This window comes from Halalkalibacter alkalisediminis (assembly GCF_028610705.1).
Lineage (GTDB): Bacteria > Bacillota > Bacilli > Bacillales > Bacillaceae_D > Halalkalibacter > Halalkalibacter alkalisediminis.
In genome coordinates this window covers 157,407-178,288 of record NZ_JAQQWT010000006.1, presented here as the reverse complement: position 1 = coordinate 178,288, position 20,882 = coordinate 157,407, and the positions used below count along the sequence as shown (strand labels likewise).

The window sequence follows — 20,882 nt, the reverse complement described above, 5'->3', positions numbered from 1 at the left end:
CTTTTTTTTATATTAGACGAAGGCTAATTGAACAGTACAGCACAATCATAATCGTTAATAAAATCACATCAAATGTAGTAGGCAATAGCAAGGTACGTAATAATTGAAAGCCAATAAGGGGAAGTAAAATTTGAGCGAACACGGCTTTAATACGGAGCCACCAGCTCGGACGATGATGATGATAAGGGTTATGAAAACGACGGAAGCGACGTTTCATCAAAGCACCTCCTCTTTCTTAAAACTCTTCTCTTTTACCGTATGTTAGAAACCCATTTATGGTGCAAGCTCCTAGGCGCATGCCTATAACAAAAAAAGACGTATAGAATTGGAAAAAATGGGTCATGCTCTTATTGACGAATCACCCCGATTCAGAGTAGAATATAACCACAATAAACGAATGCGTAGAATAGGAAGAGTAAGATCGGAACCTTTTAGAGAGAGAAATCAATAGCTGAAAGATTTCTTAAGATGTACGATTTGAATGTCGCCTAGGAGCAGCTTTGCAGAATGGTCATTTTCTAAAAATGACAGTAGTAAGCTTAGCCGGACACTGACCGTTATCAGTTTGAGTGTGTAGCACATCGATTTTATTTGTGTTGCAAACAAAGGTGGTACCGCGAAAATAACTCTCTTCGTCCTTTGGATGGAGGGGGTTTTTTATATTTTAAGGAGGATCCAACAATGAGTGATCAACAACAAACAACGATGCCAACGAAATACAATCCACAGGAAACTGAAGCCAAATGGTACTCCTACTGGTTAGAAGGTAAATTTTTTGAAGCAACAGGGGATGAAACGAAACAACCGTATTCCATCGTAATCCCACCCCCAAACGTAACGGGGAAACTTCATTTAGGTCATGCATGGGATACAACACTTCAAGATATTTTAGCTCGTGTCAAACGGATGCAAGGGTATGATACTCTATGGCTTCCGGGAATGGACCATGCGGGAATTGCAACCCAAGCGAAAGTAGAAGGCAAATTAAAAGAAGAGGGCTTAAGCCGTTATGACTTAGGTCGCGAAAAATTCCTTGAAAAATCATGGGAGTGGAAAGAAGAGTATGCTTCTTTTATCCGTAATCAGTGGTCTAAAATGGGGTTGTCGCTTGATTACTCACGCGAACGTTTCACATTAGATGAAGGCTTATCTAAAGCAGTCCGTGAAGTATTCGTTAAGCTGTATGAAAAAGGCTTAATCTACCGCGGCGAATACATTATCAACTGGGATCCACAAACGAAAACGGCCCTTTCTGATATCGAGGTTATCTACCAAGATGTACAAGGTGCGTTCTATCATATGAATTACCCATTAACAGATGGCAGTGGTCAGATTGAAGTGGCAACGACACGTCCTGAGACCATGCTTGGAGATACAGCGGTTGCGGTTCACCCAGAAGATGAGCGTTACAAGCATCTAATCGGAAAAACGGTCACTCTTCCAATCACAGGACGTGAGATTCCAATTGTAGCCGATGACTATGTTGACATGGAGTTTGGTTCAGGTGCCGTGAAAATCACACCGGCTCATGATCCAAATGACTTTGAAATCGGAAACCGCCATAACTTAGAGCGCATTCTCGTGATGAACGAGGATGGAACAATGAATGACAAAGCAGGAAAATACAACGGCATGGATCGTTTTGAATGCCGCAAGCAAATTGTAAAAGACCTTCAAGAGGCGGGTGTTCTTTTCAAAATTGAAGATCACATGCACTCCGTTGGACACTCAGAACGTAGCGGGGCAGTTGTAGAGCCTTATCTTTCAATGCAATGGTTTGTCAAAATGCAGCCATTAGCGGATGCTGCGATTGACTTGCAGAAGTCAGAAGAAAAAGTTAACTTCGTCCCAGATCGTTTCGAAAAAACGTATTTACGTTGGATGGAAAACATTCGCGATTGGTGTATTTCAAGACAGCTATGGTGGGGCCATCGCATTCCTGCTTGGTATCATAAAGAAACAGGCGAAGTATACGTAGGTCATGAAGCGCCAGAAGACGCAGAAAATTGGAACCAAGACAACGACGTATTAGATACTTGGTTTAGTTCAGCCCTTTGGCCGTTTTCAACGATGGGTTGGCCAGATGAATCGTCACCAGATTACGAGCGCTTCTATTCAACAAACGTGCTAGTTACTGGCTACGACATTATTTTCTTCTGGGTATCTCGAATGATTTTCCAAGGACTTGAGTTCACCGGCAAACGTCCATTTGATGACGTTCTGATTCACGGCTTAGTGCGGGATTCAGAAGGTAGAAAAATGAGTAAATCGCTTGGTAACGGCGTTGATCCAATGGATGTTATCGACAAATATGGCGCTGATTCATTACGATTCTTCTTATCGACTGGTAGTTCCCCGGGAAATGACTTGCGCTTTTACTGGGAAAAGGTCGAATCAACATGGAATTTCGGAAATAAAATTTGGAATGCCTCTCGCTTTGCGTTAATGAACATGGAAGGCTTAACATATGAGGAAATCGATTTAACAGGGGAGAAAACCATTGCAGACAAGTGGATCCTCACTCGCTTGCAAGAAACGATCACCGATGTAACACGCTTAATCGATGCGTATGAGTTCGGTGAAGTTGGTCGAATTCTTTATAATTTCATCTGGGATGACTTCTGTGATTGGTATATTGAAATGGCGAAGCTACCATTATATGGCGAAGACGAAGCAGCGAAGAAAACGACACGATCTGTCTTAGCTTACGTCCTAGACCAGACAATGCGACTTCTTCACCCAATGATGCCATTTATTACCGAGGAAATTTGGCAGCATTTGCCGCACGAAGGCGAATCGATTACCGTAGCGGCATGGCCAGAGAAGAACGAAGAGCTAATCTTCGGAGATGCTGTCGAAGACATGGAAATATTAAAAGACATCATTCGTTCCGTTCGTAACACAAGAGCAGAGCTAAATGTCCCAATGAGTAAGCAAATCGAGCTTTTAGTTCGAGCAAAAGACGACCAAGTTTTAACCCAACTTAACCGTGGACAAAGCTATATTGAGAAATTCTGTAACCCAAGCAAGCTAACAATTGCAACAGATGTCGCAACTCCTGAAAAATCAATGTCACAAGTCCTATCAGGTGTGGAGTTATTCTTACCACTAGCCGGGTTACTCGATCTTGATGCGGAAATCGCCCGTCTTGAAAAAGAGCTAGAGAAGCTCGACAAAGAAGTAGAACGTGTCGATAAGAAACTAGGAAATCAAGGCTTCATCGCAAAAGCGCCTGAAAAAGTCATTGAGGAAGAAAAAGCGAAGCAAGCTGATTACATGGCAAAACGTGAAAGGGTTCAAGCTCGAATTGCAGAGTTGAAGGCTTAAGGTTTGTGGATAACTTGATGCTGAGAGTGGGAAGGACCGAAAACGGTTGGAAAGTGACTGATATATTGATTGAAGTGATTGATAAAACTTTACGAGAGACCGATATGTTCTCCGAAGTGACCGATAACCCACTCAAGGTGACCGAAACAGCTACCTCAGATCGCTCATATAAGATAAGGAAGAGATCTCACGTATACGTGAGATCTTTTTTTTCTCGTTCCTTTATCTGACAAGGGTTCAGCGCGAACTATCTCTTTCATTCGACAAGATCATAAGATAAACTTATAATAAGCTAGATAGATTAGGAGGGTGCGTAGTGAAAAATGGAGCAGAAGTCATCAAGTGGATACAAGGATTGCTGCCATTTGGCATAAAGCCAGGCTTAGAGCGAATGGAGTGGATGCTCGAACGTTTGGAGCACCCGGAAAAAAAACTGAAGGCTGTTCATATAGCCGGAACAAATGGTAAAGGATCAACGGTTAGCTTCTTACAGCATGTATTACGTGAAGCAGGGTACAATGTTGGAACGTTTACGTCACCCTCGATTGAATTTTTTGAGGACCGAATTTCGATAAATGGTACCCCGATTCCAGAGGACGCGTTGATTACTTGTGCCAAGCGGATTCAACCACTAGTTGAACAATTAAGGACAACCGATATAGGTAGTCCAACAGAATTTGAAGTCATCACAACGTTGGCATTCGATTACTTTGCTCATCTAGCAAGACCAGACATTGTCCTTATTGAGGTCGGATTAGGAGGGAGACTCGACTCCACTAATGTGATTACACCACTGCTTTCGGTCATTACCTCGATTGGCTATGATCATATGCATATATTAGGAACAAGTCTGACGGAAATTTCTACAGAAAAAGCAGGCATCATTAAATCAAAGACACCGATCGTTTCTGGTGTATCACAAAAGGAAGCGATCGAAGTTATAAAACGAACTGCCAAACAAAAGAGAGCTTCCCTTTATCAATTACGTGAGACATTCCATGAATCACTTGTCGCCAAAACAGAAGAAAAACAACTGTTTACTTATGAACAAATGGATCAGGAGACCATCGACGTGACGATCCAGATGCCAGGACCGCATCAACGAGAAAACGCCGCTGTCGCCATTTGTGCTCTCAACGTTTTAAAAAGAGAGTTTGCCTTCCAGATAGACCAACAACACATCGAAAACGGTCTTATTGCCACAACATGGCCTGGCCGTTTTGAACGTATACAAAAGACACCTCTGGTCATCTTAGATGGGGCTCATAATAAAGAGGGAATGGAAGCTCTAGCAAGAACGTTAAAGCAGCATTACCCAACGAAACGCTATCGCTTTCTAGTTGCCGCAACGAAGGAAAAGGAGATGACTAGTCTACTTCAACCATTTCTTAATCTAGACGCTGCGTTTACCTTTACAAGTTTTGATTTTGAACGTGCCGCTGTAGCTATCGATCTTTGGACGGAAGCTCCAGTCTCACAAAAACGTTTTAAAGAGGATTGGCAACAGGCCTTAGCTGAAGAACTTGAAGCAACCAAAGAAGAAGAGATGCTGATTGTTTGTGGTTCGTTATACTTTATTGCTCGAGTAAGAGAACACTGGAAAAGCTTGATGAAGGCACCTGTATAAAACGAGAAGAAAAAGAGGTGACAGCATGACAAGACAAAGTTCAACAATCGTCTGGCTCATTTGGGCTTTTGTATTTGTAGGAGTGAACGGGTATTTACTTACGACAAATACATTTATGATGCTAGCATCCTACGAAGTGTTAGCGTTTCTGGGGCTTGTCATGCTAACCGCCATCTTACCGATTCAATACCGCAATCACACCTTAACCTTTTTTCAATGGGTGACGTTAGCGGTCTTCATTAAATATGGCTTCCATCTAGAAGTGATGATGACCCAATTAGCTGTAATCACAGCACTTCTTGCATCTGGACTAACCAAAGCAAGCCTCATTCGAATTCCGATAAACTCAATCATATTTATTCTGACATCGATTATTTCTGCAAGTGTTTTCTATTTAGTTGGTGGACAAACGGGACAAGCCTTTACCTTTCTTGATCACGGCCATGCGATGTTTCTATATGCGGTCAGCATCCTTGTCGTTAACCATGTTCTCATTTTTGCAACGAGAAGATACCTCTTTAACCAAAGAAGTCTGAATTCTGTGAAAGGACTAGTAAGGGAGTTGACAAGTGCGGGGATCCTTTTGCCACTTGTCGTTATTTTACTTATCCTTCACAAGCAATTAGGCTCACTGGCGATTTTGTTTATTGGCATCGCATTTGTTGGAATTGCGATTGTCTTTAAGCTCTACAACCAAATGGAAAAAGTCAATCATCTCCTAAAAGAAGTAACTGAATTTGGTTATGAATTAAACTCAAGCCTAACCGCTCAAGAACTGATGAATAAAGTCAGAGGGCATTTAGAAAAATTTCTCGACTGGGATCAACTCTACTTATACAATGTAAAAGGCGAAGAACTAACACTAACGTATATGGATCAAAAAAACGAAGAAGCAATTCCACTCACCTTTCGATCTGGAGACGAATTTAGCAAACAAGTCGCTCAAGGTGGATTCATCGCGATGGAAACAGAGAGAAGTCAATGGTCTTTGCGAGGCAAATGGTTTCACCCAGACTTGCAAACCATTCTTTCGGTCCCGTTAAAAGATCAAACATCCGTCAAAGGCGTTTTAACGGTTGTATCCAAGCGACCAAACGCTTACCGCTCCCATCAAGTCATGATCGTTGAAATCATGACCAATATGCTTGCAATCGCTTTAACGAATGTCCTCTATCTTGAAAAAACAAAGAGAGACAGTCATCACTGTTCACTGACAAATCTATTCAATTTCCGCTTCTTTGAGCAAGAACTAAAAGATACACTTGAGGACAGACACACAAACTATACGTCTTTAATTCTCTTAGACTTAGATCATTTTAAAAGAATCAACGATACGTACGGACACCAAAGTGGGAATGAGGTCTTAATCGAAGTGGCTAAGAGACTAGAAACGGTATGTACCAATGCCAAGGTTGCTAGATATGGTGGAGAAGAGTTTGTCTTGCTCATACGTAACCAAACAGAAGAGGAAACTTACCAGTTAGGGTTAGAGCTGCAAGAAATCCTAAAGCAATCTCCTATCATCATTCAGAACGATTTAATCGATCAAAAACTAACCGAGATTTATGTAACCGCAAGCATCGGAGTTGCAAGCTCTGAGAAAACAAATGAAGATGGCGAAGCCAGTATGGATGCGGTGACTTTAATCCGTCGAGCTGACCGAGCGATGTATAATGGAGCGAAGCAGCGAGGAAGAGATCGGGTAGCGAAATTCTCTGATTTGAAAAAAGAACAATTGATATAAAGACTGAAACTTTATAATATTTAGGGGTTTTTACTTTTTTAACCTTATATAAAAAAATATAATTATTTGAAAATTGTGTAATTTTTATGTTAGGATAAGTTTGAAAGGAGAGAGTTGATCTCATAATCTTAACTTTTTTAAAAATTAATAATTATCTATGTCTAGTTTGCAGCGGGCTATCAGGGAATTAAAGATTAGATTCCTTGATTTATATTTTAAAAAAACATAATCCTCTAGTATCAACGATTTTTTCATCACTATGAGAAAGGGAGGGTTAATTTGCTTCTTCTTGACATTTATGTCTTTTTTATAGCCTTATTTCTTGGCAGTTTCTTCAATGTCGTTGCTATTCGACTTTTAAAAAAAGAATCAATAGTTTACCCTCATTCTAATTGTCCAAACTGCAACCATAAAATATCTGCACTAGATTTAATTCCGATATTCAGTTTTTTATTATTAAAAGGTCAATGTCGCTACTGCCACACAAAAATTTCTCCGTTATACCCCTTTGGTGAACTTTTAACGGCTTCCTCTCTTTTCATTGTCTATAAATTCATAGGTTTTGAATTAGAATTAATACCCGCAGTTATGATTACCATAGTCCTTATTTTATCTGTTCTTACCGACATTCGTGAACAACTCATTCTAGATGTTATTACTATACCGGCGTTGGTTATTTTATTAATTACACGTCTATTTATCGGAACAGAATCATTCTGGTTTTATGGAATAGGTGGGGGGGTTGGTTTTGTCTTGTTACTCTTAATTGCGCTTGTCAGTCGCGGTGGTATGGGTGGTGGTGATATAAAACTCTATGCAGCTATCGGTGTGGCACTCGGGCCTTGGATGACTGTCATTAGTTTAATGCTTGCTTCCTTTTTAGGTGCAATAGTTGGTTCTTTATTAATAATAACTGGAGGAGTAAAGAGGAAACAACCGATTGCTTTTGGACCCTTTATTTTCGTAGGGACGATTGTCGCTTATCTCTTTGGGGATGGTATCTGGGATTGGTATATCAACATGTGGTATACCGAGTAAAATGAAAATGATGAGCAACAATTGACAAGTTTTAGGGATATGTGAATGAAATACTGATACTGATATAGCATAAAAATTTAGAAGTTTTAGAGTTTTAGGAAGTTTGTCCTAATCGAATGATAATTTCGGAGGCTAACAAAGAAGAACAAGACTACTTGAGGTCTTGTTCTTTTTGGCATACATAAAAATATTAAAACTTCTTTTACAGAATCGTTCTATCGAGGAGAGGAAAATAATAGAATAGAAGTATATAAGGGAGAGATGAGGGAAGGAGTGATTTACATGAATCAGGATAAATACAAAATCTCGGTCCGACTAAACGGCAAGGAACAAACGGTTAAAGAACAGGCTCAGGACAAGCTAGAAGTAGATCAAGATTTGTTGAAAAAACACGATGTTTCAGAAGAAATAGTCGCGGCCCGTGAACATGATGAAAGAGACGTAACAGAAATCATTCCCCAACCAGATAATATCATAGACTTTGGAAGTAGACATGAGGAACGACAGCGGAATGGACAACCTTTTTGGGACGATGGGAATCGTGAAAAAAGTCCGAAGCTTCCGTATAAGCGTAAAAAGAAGCCACTCAGTGGAAAGAGTCGACCCCAAATACCGTTCATGCTCATTGCAGCCATCCTAGCCGCGATTGTGGTGGGACTCGGACTAGGGACAATGATCCTCACCGTCTTTACGGGGAACAACGTATCGATTGTTGATAGTGGGGGAGAGACGACAACGGGTGCGGCCATCCCAACTTTTTCAGAAGGAGGAAGTCTCCCAACCCTTACTCTAGAAATCGTTCAAGGTGGCGCTTTTGAGGAGATGGCTAAAGGAGAAGAGGTTGTTGCAAGAATTCATGAAAAAGGCTTAGCCGCAGCATTAACGCAAGGAACCAATCCGATTTACATGTTTATTGGAGCGGCGGGCGACCGTTCTCAGGCGACGAAAATAAGCGACCTTTATACAGGATATGGACAAGAGACTTATTTAAAAACGTACCGCGTGGAAGGGCAGAGCATTACAGGGCAAGCCGAAGAAGTATCAGCCTGGTTTACGAGCGCAATTTCTCAGTACAAGGAAATTCTTCAACTATCAGTTGATGGCTTAGGGGGGGGCTCTCTCATTACAGATGATCGGGTTAAACAAATTACAGAAAAAGCAGATGCGTTACAAGCGGAACGCGATCAAGCTTTCAGCCATCTATCTGGCGAATCACAACAACACGCACTAGAAATGGGAGACCACTTAGTGCTAGCAGGAGAGAAGCTCAAGGAATACCTCAGCACCTCTGAACAAGAAGCGCTATGGAAGTCCCAGCAAGCACTTTTAGATGCATTAGTGAGCTACGAGCAAGTTACTCAGGCGCTGCAATAAATAGAAAGCTGCTGAAAAAATCATTTTTCAGCAGCTTTTTTGCTGAATAGGTAAAAATATAGCGGTTAAGGGACTTATCTAGTAGGCTGCTTCCCGCTAAAAACTCGATTTATCATCCGATATCTAGCCCACTCATCATCTGAAATCACTGACTTATTACCCTCTAATTTATTATCCAACGCCCGAAAACGCCACTCACTCGATTGATCACTCTTCCACACACAGTTTGTCATCATTCCTCACACATTTATAGTGGTAGCAACTAGGATTTGGTATTCTATTTTTGAACCTGTACAATAGAGAAAAACAATTGTAGAGGTGACCCCTTCATGAAATCTTTCATTTTAGCCTCAGGTTCCCCGAGGCGCAAAGAGCTTTTAGAACAAGCCTATTTTTCATTTCAAATTCAAACGAGTACGATAGTAGAAACCGTAGAGGAGGGATTGACTCCTAAAGAAGTCGTGGAGCAATTGGCTCTGCAAAAGGCTAAGAATGTCTGGTCGCAGAATCAGGATGCCGTAATCCTTGGTGCAGACACCGTCGTGGCTATTGATGATGTCATTTTAGGTAAGCCGCATGACGAAGAAGAGGCGAAGGCAATGCTTGAGAGGTTGTCAGGCCGTACTCATAGTGTGTATACCGGTGTGGCTATTTGTTCTCCAAGTGGATTGGAGACGTTCTCTGAACAAACAGATGTTGAGTTTTATCCACTAACAGATGAGGACATAGCTATGTACATCCGTAGTCGAGAGCCTTTTGATAAAGCGGGTGGTTACGGAATTCAAGGATTCGGCGCCTTTTTGGTGAAGCGAATCATTGGTGACTATTATACTGTGGTTGGTTTGCCACTCGCGAAAACAATAAGAGAATTACGAAAAATAGAGATTCATCCGAACAGGTAAAATTGATAAAATCTCCTCAATTTGTCCATGATAGAAAGGAGCGGAATCTGTGCATTCTTTCCTCATCCGTGATGTCCCCGAACGTGAAAGGCCGCGAGAGCGATTATTGCAAGAAGGTCCTATTGCATTGTCTAATCAAGAGATCTTAGCGATATTGCTTCGAACTGGAACGAAGCAAGAATCTGTGTTACAACTAGCGCAGCGAGTGTTAGCTAAATTTGATGGTTTGCTTTTATTAAAAGAAGCTGCCATTGAAGAACTATGTACGATCAAAGGTATTGGAGAAGCAAAGGCGGTCGAGCTGTCGGCCGCGATTGAGCTTGGTCGGCGAATCCATAGTTTGCAGCCTGAAGATCGCTATGTAATCAGATCCCCTGAGGATGTCTCCAATTATGTAATGGAGGACATGCGTTTTTTGCAACAAGAGCATTTTGATTGTCTTTATTTAAACACAAAAAACCAAGTACTCCACCGGAAAACGGTATTCATCGGCAGTTTGAATGCAAGCATTTGCCATCCTCGTGAAATTTTTAAAGAGGCTTTTAGACGATCAGCCGCATCTGTGATTTGTCTCCATAATCATCCTTCAGGAGATCCATCGCCAAGTCGTGAAGATATTGAAGTGACGAAACGGTTGTCAGAAGCCGGGAAGTTGCTGGGGATTGAATTACTCGATCATATTATTATTGGTGATCGCAAATTTGTTAGTCTGAAGGAACAGGGATATGTCATATAATAAGACGCTAAAATAAGTAAATTTTGAGGTCGGGCTGTTTGAAGGATAGCGATTGACAGATGAGAATGGTAACATGAGTTTGTTGCCTTTTTTGTTTGTTTAAGACATTTAACAAAACTTGGGGAACTTAAGGCTATTTTTTTTATCAGTTATTCGATATAATGAAGGTTATGATTTCGGTTTTGTATGAAGGGAGATACATAGATGTTTGGTGGGTTCTCAAAAGATATAGGAATTGACTTAGGTACAGCAAACACGCTTGTGTATGTAAAGAGTAAAGGAATCGTCGTTCGTGAACCGTCGGTTGTCGCACTTAGAACAGATACAGGCTCAATTGAAGCTGTAGGTAATGATGCAAAAAACATGATTGGTCGTACACCAGGGAATATTGTTGCAATCCGTCCGATGAAAGATGGGGTTATTGCTGATTTTGATACAACGTCAACCATGTTAAAATATTTTATTCGTCAAGCTTTGAAAAATCGTTCTATTTTCACGCGTAAGCCTTCGGTGATGGTGTGTGTTCCATCGGGCATTACAGCGGTGGAAAAACGTGCCGTAGAAGATGCAACAAAGCAAGCAGGGGCAAAAGAAGCTTACACGTTAGAAGAGCCATTTGCAGCTGCGATTGGAGCAGACCTTCCAGTTTGGGAACCAACAGGTAGTATGGTTGTTGATATTGGTGGCGGAACGACAGAGGTTGCCATTATTTCTCTAGGTGGTATTGTGACAAGCCAATCGATTCGAGTGGCCGGTGATGAAATGGACGAAGCGATTATTCAATACATTAAGAAGAAATACAACTTAATGATTGGGGAAAGAACGTCCGAAGCCTTGAAACTTGAAATCGGTTCTGCTGGCGCGCCTGATGGCGTTGACGACATGGATATCCGTGGACGTGACTTGCTTACAGGATTGCCAAAGACGATTACAGTGTCAGCTGAAGAGATCGCTGGAGCCCTTGCAGATACGGTCACAACCATTATTGAGTCAGTGAAAAATACGCTTGAACAATCTCCTCCTGAATTAGCAGCAGATATTATGGATCGTGGAATTGTGCTAACAGGTGGCGGAGCGTTATTACGTAATTTAGATCGTGTATTAAGCGAAGAAACGAATATGCCTGTTCTCGTTGCAGAAAACCCGTTAGATTGTGTAGCAATTGGTACAGGAAGAGCACTTGAAAATCTTCATCTATTTCGTTCAAGGGCGGGGATTACTTCGCGCTCAGATCGAAAAGGGTAAGGTGTAAGGCATGCCGTCCTTCTTTTCTAACAAAAAATTAATTATTCTTCTCGTCAGTATCATCATTCTGGTTGCGTTAATCGGTTACTCACGAACAGACCGTGAACAAATAACAGGACCAGAACAAGTGATCAGGGACGCTGTTGGATGGGTGCAAACCATTTTTACGAAACCCGCATACGCCATTGCGGGTTTCTTTGAAAATGTTCGGGATATCCAACACATCTACGAGGAAAATAGGTTATTAAAAGCACGACTTGATGAATATGCTCAAATTTCTGTAGAACGCAACTTGCTTCGAAATGAGAACAATACGTTAAGAGACATGATTGAACTAGACGAGAGTTTAAATGATTACTTAATGAGATCAGCTGTCGTGATCCATAGAAGTCCTGACCGTTGGACAGAATACATCGGTTTAAACCGTGGATCGGAGCATGGCATTCAACCGAATATGGGCGTCATTGATTCAAAAGGTGGTCTAATTGGGAAGGTGAAGACGGTTAGTGAATTCTCTTCTCGCATTCAGTTGTTGTCTGATAACGACCGAACGAACCGGGTGTCTGCAATGATTTCAATGGATCAGCCTGAATATGGGTTTATTGAAGGCTATGATGAGGATACAGGATTATTGATTATGAGAAAAATTGATTTAGATGCGGAGCTTGAAGAAGATCAAATGGTTGTTACTTCTGGAAAAGGTGGCGTTTACCCAAGTGGTTTGCTTATCGGAGAAATCGTACGAGTAGAGCCAGATGAATATGGATTAACGCAAAACGCTTATATCCGACCAACCGCTGACTTTTTTGCTTTAGATTATGTGTATATTATTGAACGAACGAGTACAACGCTAGCCCCAGAATTACTTGAGGAGGAACCATCGTGAGTCGTTTCTATATCCCAACACTTGTGTTTATTTTGCTTGTGATAGAAGGAACGATTTTTCAGTTGGTGACACCGCCTCAAAATGAAATAGATGTCACGCTTGTTCCGCGGTTTGTCGTCGTGATGATCGTCTTCATTGGCATTCATTTTGGACGCTTTAGCAGCATTATCTACGGGCTAGCCTTTGGACTTATTTATGACATAGTTTATACACAATTACTTGGTGTCTATTTGTTTGGCTTTGGATTTATTGGCTATGTATTTGCCTATACATATAAGCAGATTCAGGATTCATTACTGTTTCATTTAATTCTGATGTTAGCAGCGGTTGCTTTCTTTGACTATTATCAATTCGGTTTATATAAATTAATCGGTATGACTGATTTACCAGCAAACTTTTTCTTTTACGAGCGTTTTTTACCGGGATTGGTTTTAAATTTTTGCTTTGCGGTTATTATTTACTACCCTGTGAAAAAATTAATCTCCCATGTAAGCAATCAAGCGAGCTTACGTGAAAGATAAAAAACGACAAAATAGTAAATGATTTTTTCTTTTTCTTCTTTATAAGAAGGGTTTGAGTAGTATTGTGTTGAATAAACGTATCATCACTGTTTTTCGATTTACTCGGGTAGCAGCAATAGAATTTTGACGAGTGACGAAGATGTGTGAGGCTGAGGTGGACATAACTATGGTTCAAAAAAAGCAAAATGTTACGATAAAAGGAACGAAAGAAGGATTGATTTTTCAACTAGACGACTCCTGTTCTTATGAGAGTCTAGTTGATGAATTAATCGAAAAGCTTTCGTCCAAGCATTATCAACAAGCTGAAGGTCCTGATGTGTTAGTCAAAGTCGATACAGGCTATCGGTATCTTCAAGATCATCAACAAGAAGAACTTGAGAATATTATTACAAATGGACGCAACCTCGCAGTTGAACATTTTGAATCTCGTGTTCTATCAAAAGAAGAATCAGAAAAACTCCGTCAAGAATCTCAAACCGTGACGTTAATGCGAATCATTCGTTCTGGACAAGTGTTAAAAGTCGTGGGTGATGTGCTATTAATTGGCGATGTAAATCCTGGGGGAACGCTGATGGCGACGGGAAACATCTATGTGTTGGGAGCCTTGCGTGGCATTGCTCATGCAGGATTTGAAGGTGATTCAAATGCCGTTATTTCTGCATCAGTTCTAGCTCCTTCTCAATTAAGAATTGCAGATGAAATCATGCATTTTGAAAAAGAGAAGGATCATGAAAAGATGATGTCCAGTGTGTTTTTAGACGAACTGCAATCATTTCAAATAGGAAGAGTACAGCAACTTGTACAATCCCATCCAGAACTATCAAAAAATGAAAAACAGTTGCTGGCTTAAGAGAGTTTCAGCTTTTAGCTCTTTTTTTAAGATAGAGTTTTATAAAGGATGAATTTATGAAAGAACTTTAGAAAGGGGTCATCAACGTGGGAGAGGCAATCGTCATTACAAGTGGAAAGGGTGGCGTCGGAAAAACAACGACGTCTGCTAATATCGGCACAGCCCTTGCGCTTTCGGGGAAGAAAATTTGCTTAGTGGATACAGACATCGGGCTCCGCAATCTTGATGTTGTCATGGGTCTTGAAAATCGAATTATTTATGACCTCGTTGATGTGACAGAGGGCCGTTGTAAGTTGAAACAAGCTTTGATTAAGGATAAGCGTTTCGATTGCTTATACTTACTGCCCGCTGCGCAAACAAAAGACAAATCGGCTGTTCAGCCAGAACAAATGAAAACGGTGATTGAAGAGCTGAAGCAAGAGTATGACTATGTGATCATTGACTGCCCTGCAGGAATTGAACAAGGCTTCAAAAACGCAGTCGCAGGAGCAGATCGTGCGATCGTCGTAACGACTCCTGAAGTATCAGCTGTTCGTGATGCAGACCGTATTATCGGCTTATTAGAGCAAGAAGATGTAGAATCTCCGAAACTCGTCGTTAACCGGATCCGTGGTCACATGATGAAAAATGGAGATATGCTCGATGTGGATGAAATTGCATCGATTCTCGCTATTGATCTAATCGGAATCGTCGTTGATGATGAAGAGGTTATTAAACACTCCAATAAAGGGGAGCCAATTGCCCTTCACACAACAAGCAAAGCGTCGATTGCCTACCGAAATATCGCTAGAAGAATTTTAGGGGAAACCGTTCCGCTTATGTCCTTAGACGAGCAAAAAGGGATGTTTGCGAAATTAAAATCATTTTTTAGTGTTCGTTAATAAAAATGATTGAGTAGGGGATGTGATCCTCTACTCTTTTTTATTGGACAAACGGTTCCCTTTGTTAACTTATCTCGCAATGTCCATATTCAGGCATTATCATGGATTATCATGTCTGACCTTTCATTAAACGTGATCAGTTTGAAAACCCTTCCTATCTGTCACTTTCTGACCATCGTGCCAATTATTTGACAACATTAGGTAACAGAACCAATAGGCTATGTTACTATAATTGAAGGAATGAGGAAGAAAGAATGTTCAAAAAATGAGTCGTTAAACCGCGTGTTTAATCCTTTTTTGAACACTTACTTTTAGAGGAGGCTATAAATAAATGACAATGATGGAAGAACACTGTGAACAGGTGACAAAGAGCATTCGTTGTATGATTTTAACGGTAACCGATTCTTGCTCATATGAAGATGACAAAAGTGGAGCACTCATCCGTTCTATGTTAGAGGAAAAAGGTCATTGTGTATCTGAATACCAAATTATCAATGCCGAATACAGTCTGATTCAGCATTGGATCAAAATTGCTGCGATCCGTGCAGATGTCGATGCCATCTTGATTACAGGTGGAACCGGAATTGCGCTTCACGATACTACACATGAAGCCGTTAGAGATAGTTTAGATAAAGAAATGCCAGGGTTTGGCGAACTGTTCCGTCATTTAAGCTTCACCGAAGAAATTGGAACGGCTGCGATCCTCAGTCGCGCTATCGCGGGCGTCCGTGATGGCAAGGCGATCTTCTCGATGCCAGGAGCAACAGGTGCTGTTAACCTAGCGATGAAACGAATCATTCTTCCTGAACTTGGTCATGTGATGAAGGAAATCCTTATGGATAAAGTGAGGATTTAAACGAGGGATTTTTAATTAGCGGGCAAACCTTTCAGGTGACCACTACCATTTTTTTATGTAGGATAGATAGATGAGTGGAGAGTGGAGCACATATCACATATACACAGCAAAAAGCGCATTGAACTTCAATGCGCTTTTAAGTGCGTGGCAAAGTTGATGTTTGGTAAAAGGGAAAGTTCTGAGCGTACGCAGACACCCTTATTTGGCATGAAAAGCTTGATTTTGAAGGTGTTGTGGACACTGGTTCCGGTATTTCCTTAAAAATAAGACAATAATAGCTTTTTTCCCCTCCGATAGTGGAACCTATGTCCGCTTATGATTCAAGCGCACCATCGTGTTGCTTTTCTCTGCCAACCCCACAGGTCAAAATGGCCATTTACCTATGTTGCTCATACAAATCCATTTTCGTCTGAGCTTTCATCCAGTCGAGCTCAGCTGATGTCAAATTCACTGTCTCGAGCGCTTTTACGTTGTCGCGTACTTGCGCGGGACTACTTGCTCCTGCGACAACGGAAGCGACTACAGGAGACGAGAGGCAGTACTGGAGGGCTACAGCTTGCATAGGACGGCCTTGTAATAGCTCTTTTTCAAAAGCTGAACGCAGGGATTGTAGTTCTTCGTATGAATAAGTAAGATACCCTTTTAATTGAATCGAATCAGACATTTGGCTGAAAGGGCGGTCTGTGAGAATGCCTTTGGCAACCGGACCTCTAGCTACGATACTGACTTGATGTTCTTCGAGTAAAGGGAATAATTCTTCCGGTCGACGGTCTAATAAACTGTATTGCATCATGATACTGATGATCGACGAGCGTTTCACATATTCTCTGATGACATTTGGTCGAATGGAAGAAATACCGTAGTAGCGAATAAGCCCTTCTTGCTTTAATTCCTCGAAAGCTTCAATCGTTTCATCAATGTTGTCTTCCGTTGTGCCCCCGTGCAATTGATACAAGTCGATATAATCGGTTTGAAGTCGCTTCAAACTATCTTTTACCGCTGTTTGAATATGTTTTTTCGATGGATCCCATGTCCAACCGTCTTTTCCTTTTTCGAAACGATTTCCCGCTTTTGTTGCAAGAATTACGTCATGGCGCTTGCCTTTTAGAACGTTGCCGATGATTTCTTCGTTAAAACCTTCATTGTATAAATCGGCGGTATCGAGATAATTAATTCCACTATCTAAGGCCGCTTCGATTGTCTTTTGAGCTTCACGAACATCGGTACCAATGCTCATGCACCCAAGACCGATTTCACTCACGTATAAATCAGATTTTCCGAGCTGACGTTTATTCACAAACAACAACCTCCCAAGTCCTATGAATTTGTTTTTCCGCTATATAGTGGGCGGAATCAATGTATGTCCTAAGTTTAGTGTAGCCTATAAAGAAGAGTTGAAGGAAAAAGGTACAAACTAAACCTTTTTCCTGTGAGTCAGTGCCGGCACTGGCTCCGCACTCTGCGCGCCTTTTAGGAGAACCCCGCTCCTAAAAGGCTTAAAACCGAGCAACGGCTCCGCTCAGTGCATAGAGTGGAAGGAAAAGGTACAAGCCAAACCTTTTTCCTTCAACTCTATCATATTGCACACGGACAAGTCATATGTTTAAGTATACAGGCTGTCGAAAAGGATGGGGAAGCGTATGTCCAAAGATTTGAATAAAGTCCGGCGGAAGTTAGAAACGAGAAGGCGTCAAATTAATCAGAATGTGAAACAACGGGAACGTACGGTTCCAATGTTGATGAATCGACACGATGAGGCGAGGGAGGAACCGGATTTTTACGTACCACCGGATTCTAATAAAGGGATACGACCTGAGAAAGCGAGTGACTTTTTTCTTTTTCGAGCAATGGTGGCGGTTTGTTTGTTTTTAATGACAGCGATTTTATTTCAGTCGCAAGTTCCTCAAGCTGAGGGTGCTAAAAATTTAGTCAGACAAACATATGAGCAGGAGTTGCAATTTGCAGCGATTGCCGATTGGTATGAGAATCAATTCGGTCGACCATTAGCGCTTTTACCTATGAATCAAGATGTTGCTCAAGGAGATCCGAATGGGCAGGTGGAACTAGCCTATGCTCTTCCTGTATTAGGAACGATTAGTCAGGATTTCGAGCAAGATGGTAGAGGCATTCTTGTTGAAACAGGGATGAATGCTGAAGTAGAAGCTGTAAAAGGCGGCCACGTGAAGTCCGTTGGGAGAGACGAGGATCAAAGCCTAGGAAAGACGGTTACGGTCGAGCATTATGATGGGACGGAAGCTGTCTATGGCATGCTCGATAAAATTGAAGTCAATATGTATGATCACATTCAAGCAGGAAATTTGATTGGCACCGTAACGACAAACACAGAAGCGGAAAAAGGAATTTTCTATTTTGCCTTAAAGAAAGATGATCATTATATTAATCCAAGCGATGTTTTAACGTTTGATTAGATGAAAGATCTTTTATTGAAGATTAAGATTAATCCGTTGTTCTGGTTTGTTGTCGGCATAGGTGTCTTTACAGGTTATTTCCGAGAAGTATTAATGATTTTTACGATTGTTTTTATTCACGAAATGGGTCATGCGGTTGCTGCGCATTGGTTTAAATGGCGTATTCATAAAATTGAATTGCTCCCTTTTGGTGGTGTAGCTGAAGTGGAGGATGTCGGCAATCGCCCGTTTCATGAAGAATTAATTGTTATATTAGCTGGACCACTTCAACATATATGGATGATGCTCCTGTCTTATGCTCTCGTTCATTTTTCATTTTGGACTAGCACGGATCATCATCTTTTTATTTGGCATAATATCATGATTTTATGCTTTAACCTTATTCCTGTTTTACCTCTTGATGGGGGGAGGCTTGTGCAATTATGGTGTACGTACCGCTTTCCGTACGTTCAGGCGTTGACGTATTCGCGTTGGTCTTCAGCGACTGTTTTAGCCATGATGATTGTAGTAAGTATGATTTGGTTTCCATATCATTTAAATCTATGGGTGATTATCACCTTTTTGCTGCTAACGAATTATTTGGAGTGGAAACAAAGATATTACCGCTTTATGCGTTTTTTGATGGCGCGGCAATCCACCACTTACGAGAATCAATTGCAAGAAACGATCTCGGTACGAGATTCCATGCTACTAAGGGAAGCAATGAAACAAATTAAGCGAGGACACTCTCATATGTTCAAAGTGTTTCAATTGCAATCAGGCAAGTCTTTGACAATTGAAGAAAAAGAAATGTTGCAGCTCCTTTTTACAAAGAAAAAACCACATCTTCCTCTTTCCTATTTTTTCTCGGGACGACTTTAAGCCATTCTGAAAACGACTTTTGCTATGTAAACTGTTACAATAGAGAAAAGATATTTGTAAAAGGGGCTTTTCTCTGTGAAGAAAATCATTTTTAATATGGCGACAAGGGAAAGACGAGCGGCTGTTGTGGAAAACAACCGGGTTGTTGAATTGATGGTGGAGCGAACGATTGAAAATCGAATCGTGAGCAACGTCTACCGTGGACGTGTCGTGAATGTATTACCAGGAATGCAGGCCGCATTTGTCGATATTGGAAGGGACAAAAATGGCTTCTTATATCGAGATGACCTGTTGTCTTTTCATCTTTCTGAAGAAGAGGAAGAACAGAAAAAGCAGCGTAGCATTTCTGAATTTGTTCGGCAAGGGGAAGAATTGCTTGTTCAAGTGACAAAAGAAGGATTTGGTACTAAAGGACCTAGATTGTCAGGGGTGATCTCGTTTCCGGGACAATTTTTGGTTTACATGCCTGAAGGAAATTACGTCGGAGTGTCACGCCGCTTTTCAACCGAGAGCGAGCGTGAGCACTGGCGTCAAATAGGTGAAGAGATCGTTCACGCGAAGGAAGGTGTGATCATTCGTACTTCCTGTGAAGGACAAGCTCCTGAAATGATTGAACAAGAGTTACAATTTTTACGAAAATGCTGGCAGGAAATTTGGAAGGATGAAAAAAGCCAAAAAGCACCCGCGCTCATTCATCAAGATACAGGATTAATTGAACGCATTGTACGCGATTTCTCCTATACGGACATTGATGAGGTGGTTGTTGACCAACATGAGGCATATAAGATACTAAAAGAGCTGTTAGAACCGTTTCCAAAGCTTCAAGCTGCGCTCACTCTGTATCGAGAAAAAGAAAATATCTTTTCGGCTTATGGGATAGAAAAAGAGCTTGAGCGTGCCCTAAGGCGTCAAGTTTGGTTGAAGAACGGGGCTTATTTAATGATTGACCAAACGGAGGCGCTAACGGTTATTGATGTGAATACCGGGAAGTTCACAGGAAAAACCGATTTACATGATACGGTGCGGAAAACGAATAGTGAGGCAGCTAAGGAGATTGCGAAGCAACTGCGCTTACGTGATATTTCTGGCATTATTATCATTGACTTTATTGATATGAAGCGAGAACAAGACCGCGAACATGTAGTATCTGTGTTTGAAAAAGCGCTGAAAAACGATCGAACGAAAACAAATGTACTTGGTATTACTGGTCTTGGCTTGCTTGAAATGACACGGAAGAAAGTTCGGCAAAACCTACAGGCGAGCTTGTCTAAAACATGTCCAACGTGTCAGGGCAAGGGAGCGGTGCTATCAGATGAGGCACAGGCTTTTAAAATTGAGAGACAGCTTTGGGAGCATAGGGGAATGGCGGAAGAAGCGCTTGTCCTTGAGCTACCTCCTTCTGTCGCGACTGTTTTATTTGGGGCGAAAAGTGAGCACTTAAAGCGGTTAGAGGAAGCACTTGGCTTTCGAATTTTAGTGTATCCGAATAAAAAATTAACCGAAGAGAGTTTCGCGATTCGTTATCTTGGTGAAATGGCCGAAGCAACCGCGCAGCTAGAACGATTAAAAGCAAAATAGTTGATTGACAGTATCTAAGAAAATATG

General features: G+C 41.3%; 18 protein-coding genes and 1 other annotated feature. Of the genes, 16 read left to right on the top strand and 2 right to left on the bottom strand.

Annotation, left to right across the window (positions count from 1 at the left end; all coding sequences use genetic code 11):
• Positions 1-7: 7 nt before the first annotated feature.
• A complete protein-coding gene (locus PQ474_RS11625) occupies positions 8-217 on the bottom strand; it encodes a hypothetical protein (RefSeq protein ID WP_273843284.1) in 210 nt (69 codons plus the stop codon).
• A 176-nt stretch (positions 218-393) separates the two neighbouring features.
• Positions 394-643 (top strand) — a binding site (T-box leader).
• A gap of 38 nt (positions 644-681) precedes the next feature.
• Between PQ474_RS11625 and PQ474_RS11620 the strand changes: the two genes are divergently transcribed.
• The 13 genes from PQ474_RS11620 to PQ474_RS11560 all read left to right on the top strand — a co-directional run bounded on the left by PQ474_RS11620 (position 682) and on the right by PQ474_RS11560 (position 15,987).
• On the top strand, positions 682-3,327 hold the full coding sequence (locus tag PQ474_RS11620; protein WP_273843282.1) for a valine--tRNA ligase: 2,646 nt from the start codon (positions 682-684) through the stop codon (positions 3,325-3,327).
• A 316-nt stretch (positions 3,328-3,643) separates the two neighbouring features.
• Positions 3,644-4,954: a bifunctional folylpolyglutamate synthase/dihydrofolate synthase gene (locus PQ474_RS11615; protein WP_273843280.1), complete on the top strand. Its 1,311-nt coding sequence runs from the start codon at positions 3,644-3,646 to the stop codon at positions 4,952-4,954.
• Between the two features lie 25 nt (positions 4,955-4,979).
• Entirely contained in the window at positions 4,980-6,698 is a 1,719-nt protein-coding gene (locus PQ474_RS11610; protein ID WP_273843278.1) for a sensor domain-containing diguanylate cyclase, read from the top strand.
• A gap of 279 nt (positions 6,699-6,977) precedes the next feature.
• On the top strand, positions 6,978-7,736 hold the full coding sequence (locus PQ474_RS11605) for a prepilin peptidase (protein WP_273843276.1): 759 nt from the start codon (positions 6,978-6,980) through the stop codon (positions 7,734-7,736).
• Positions 7,737-8,018: 282 nt separating this feature from the next.
• Complete coding sequence (locus PQ474_RS11600; RefSeq protein ID WP_273843274.1) at positions 8,019-9,110, top strand: hypothetical protein; 1,092 nt, start codon at positions 8,019-8,021, stop codon at positions 9,108-9,110.
• A gap of 329 nt (positions 9,111-9,439) precedes the next feature.
• Positions 9,440-10,012, top strand: coding sequence for a Maf family protein (locus tag PQ474_RS11595; RefSeq protein ID WP_273843273.1), 573 nt, complete (start codon positions 9,440-9,442; stop codon positions 10,010-10,012).
• Between the two features lie 49 nt (positions 10,013-10,061).
• A complete protein-coding gene (gene radC / locus PQ474_RS11590; RefSeq protein ID WP_273843272.1) occupies positions 10,062-10,748 on the top strand; it encodes a RadC family protein in 687 nt (228 codons plus the stop codon).
• A gap of 204 nt (positions 10,749-10,952) precedes the next feature.
• Complete coding sequence (locus PQ474_RS11585) at positions 10,953-11,993, top strand: rod shape-determining protein (RefSeq protein ID WP_273843270.1); 1,041 nt, start codon at positions 10,953-10,955, stop codon at positions 11,991-11,993.
• A gap of 10 nt (positions 11,994-12,003) precedes the next feature.
• Entirely contained in the window at positions 12,004-12,879 is an 876-nt protein-coding gene (mreC, locus tag PQ474_RS11580) for a rod shape-determining protein MreC (protein WP_273843264.1), read from the top strand.
• Positions 12,876-13,400 carry a rod shape-determining protein MreD gene (mreD, locus tag PQ474_RS11575; RefSeq protein WP_273843262.1) on the top strand — a complete coding sequence of 175 codons (525 nt, stop codon included), beginning with the start codon at positions 12,876-12,878 and terminating at the stop codon, positions 13,398-13,400. Before mreC ends, mreD begins: the two co-directional genes overlap by 4 nt.
• Before the next feature lie 166 nt (positions 13,401-13,566).
• A complete protein-coding gene (minC, locus tag PQ474_RS11570) occupies positions 13,567-14,250 on the top strand; it encodes a septum site-determining protein MinC (RefSeq protein ID WP_273843260.1) in 684 nt (227 codons plus the stop codon).
• Positions 14,251-14,336: 86 nt separating this feature from the next.
• Positions 14,337-15,131: a septum site-determining protein MinD gene (minD, locus tag PQ474_RS11565; RefSeq protein WP_273843257.1), complete on the top strand. Its 795-nt coding sequence runs from the start codon at positions 14,337-14,339 to the stop codon at positions 15,129-15,131.
• Between the two features lie 331 nt (positions 15,132-15,462).
• Positions 15,463-15,987, top strand: coding sequence for a MogA/MoaB family molybdenum cofactor biosynthesis protein (locus PQ474_RS11560; RefSeq protein ID WP_273843255.1), 525 nt, complete (start codon positions 15,463-15,465; stop codon positions 15,985-15,987).
• A gap of 376 nt (positions 15,988-16,363) precedes the next feature.
• On the opposite strand, the gene PQ474_RS11555 is transcribed toward PQ474_RS11560, so the two are convergent.
• Positions 16,364-17,284: an aldo/keto reductase gene (locus PQ474_RS11555; protein WP_273843253.1), complete on the bottom strand. Its 921-nt coding sequence runs from the start codon at positions 17,282-17,284 to the stop codon at positions 16,364-16,366.
• Positions 17,285-17,627: 343 nt separating this feature from the next.
• Between PQ474_RS11555 and PQ474_RS11550 the strand changes: the two genes are divergently transcribed.
• The 3 genes from PQ474_RS11550 to PQ474_RS11540 all read left to right on the top strand — a co-directional run bounded on the left by PQ474_RS11550 (position 17,628) and on the right by PQ474_RS11540 (position 20,855).
• The gene (locus PQ474_RS11550; RefSeq protein WP_273843250.1) at positions 17,628-18,416 is read left to right on the top strand and encodes a M23 family metallopeptidase; all 789 of its coding nucleotides are present in this window, start codon (positions 17,628-17,630) and stop codon (positions 18,414-18,416) included.
• Between the two features lie 15 nt (positions 18,417-18,431).
• A complete protein-coding gene (locus PQ474_RS11545) occupies positions 18,432-19,277 on the top strand; it encodes a M50 family metallopeptidase (RefSeq protein WP_273843249.1) in 846 nt (281 codons plus the stop codon).
• 75 nt (positions 19,278-19,352) lie between these two features.
• Positions 19,353-20,855, top strand: a complete 1,503-nt coding sequence (locus tag PQ474_RS11540; RefSeq protein ID WP_273843247.1) for an Rne/Rng family ribonuclease — start codon at positions 19,353-19,355, stop codon at positions 20,853-20,855.
• Positions 20,856-20,882 lie beyond the last annotated feature (27 nt).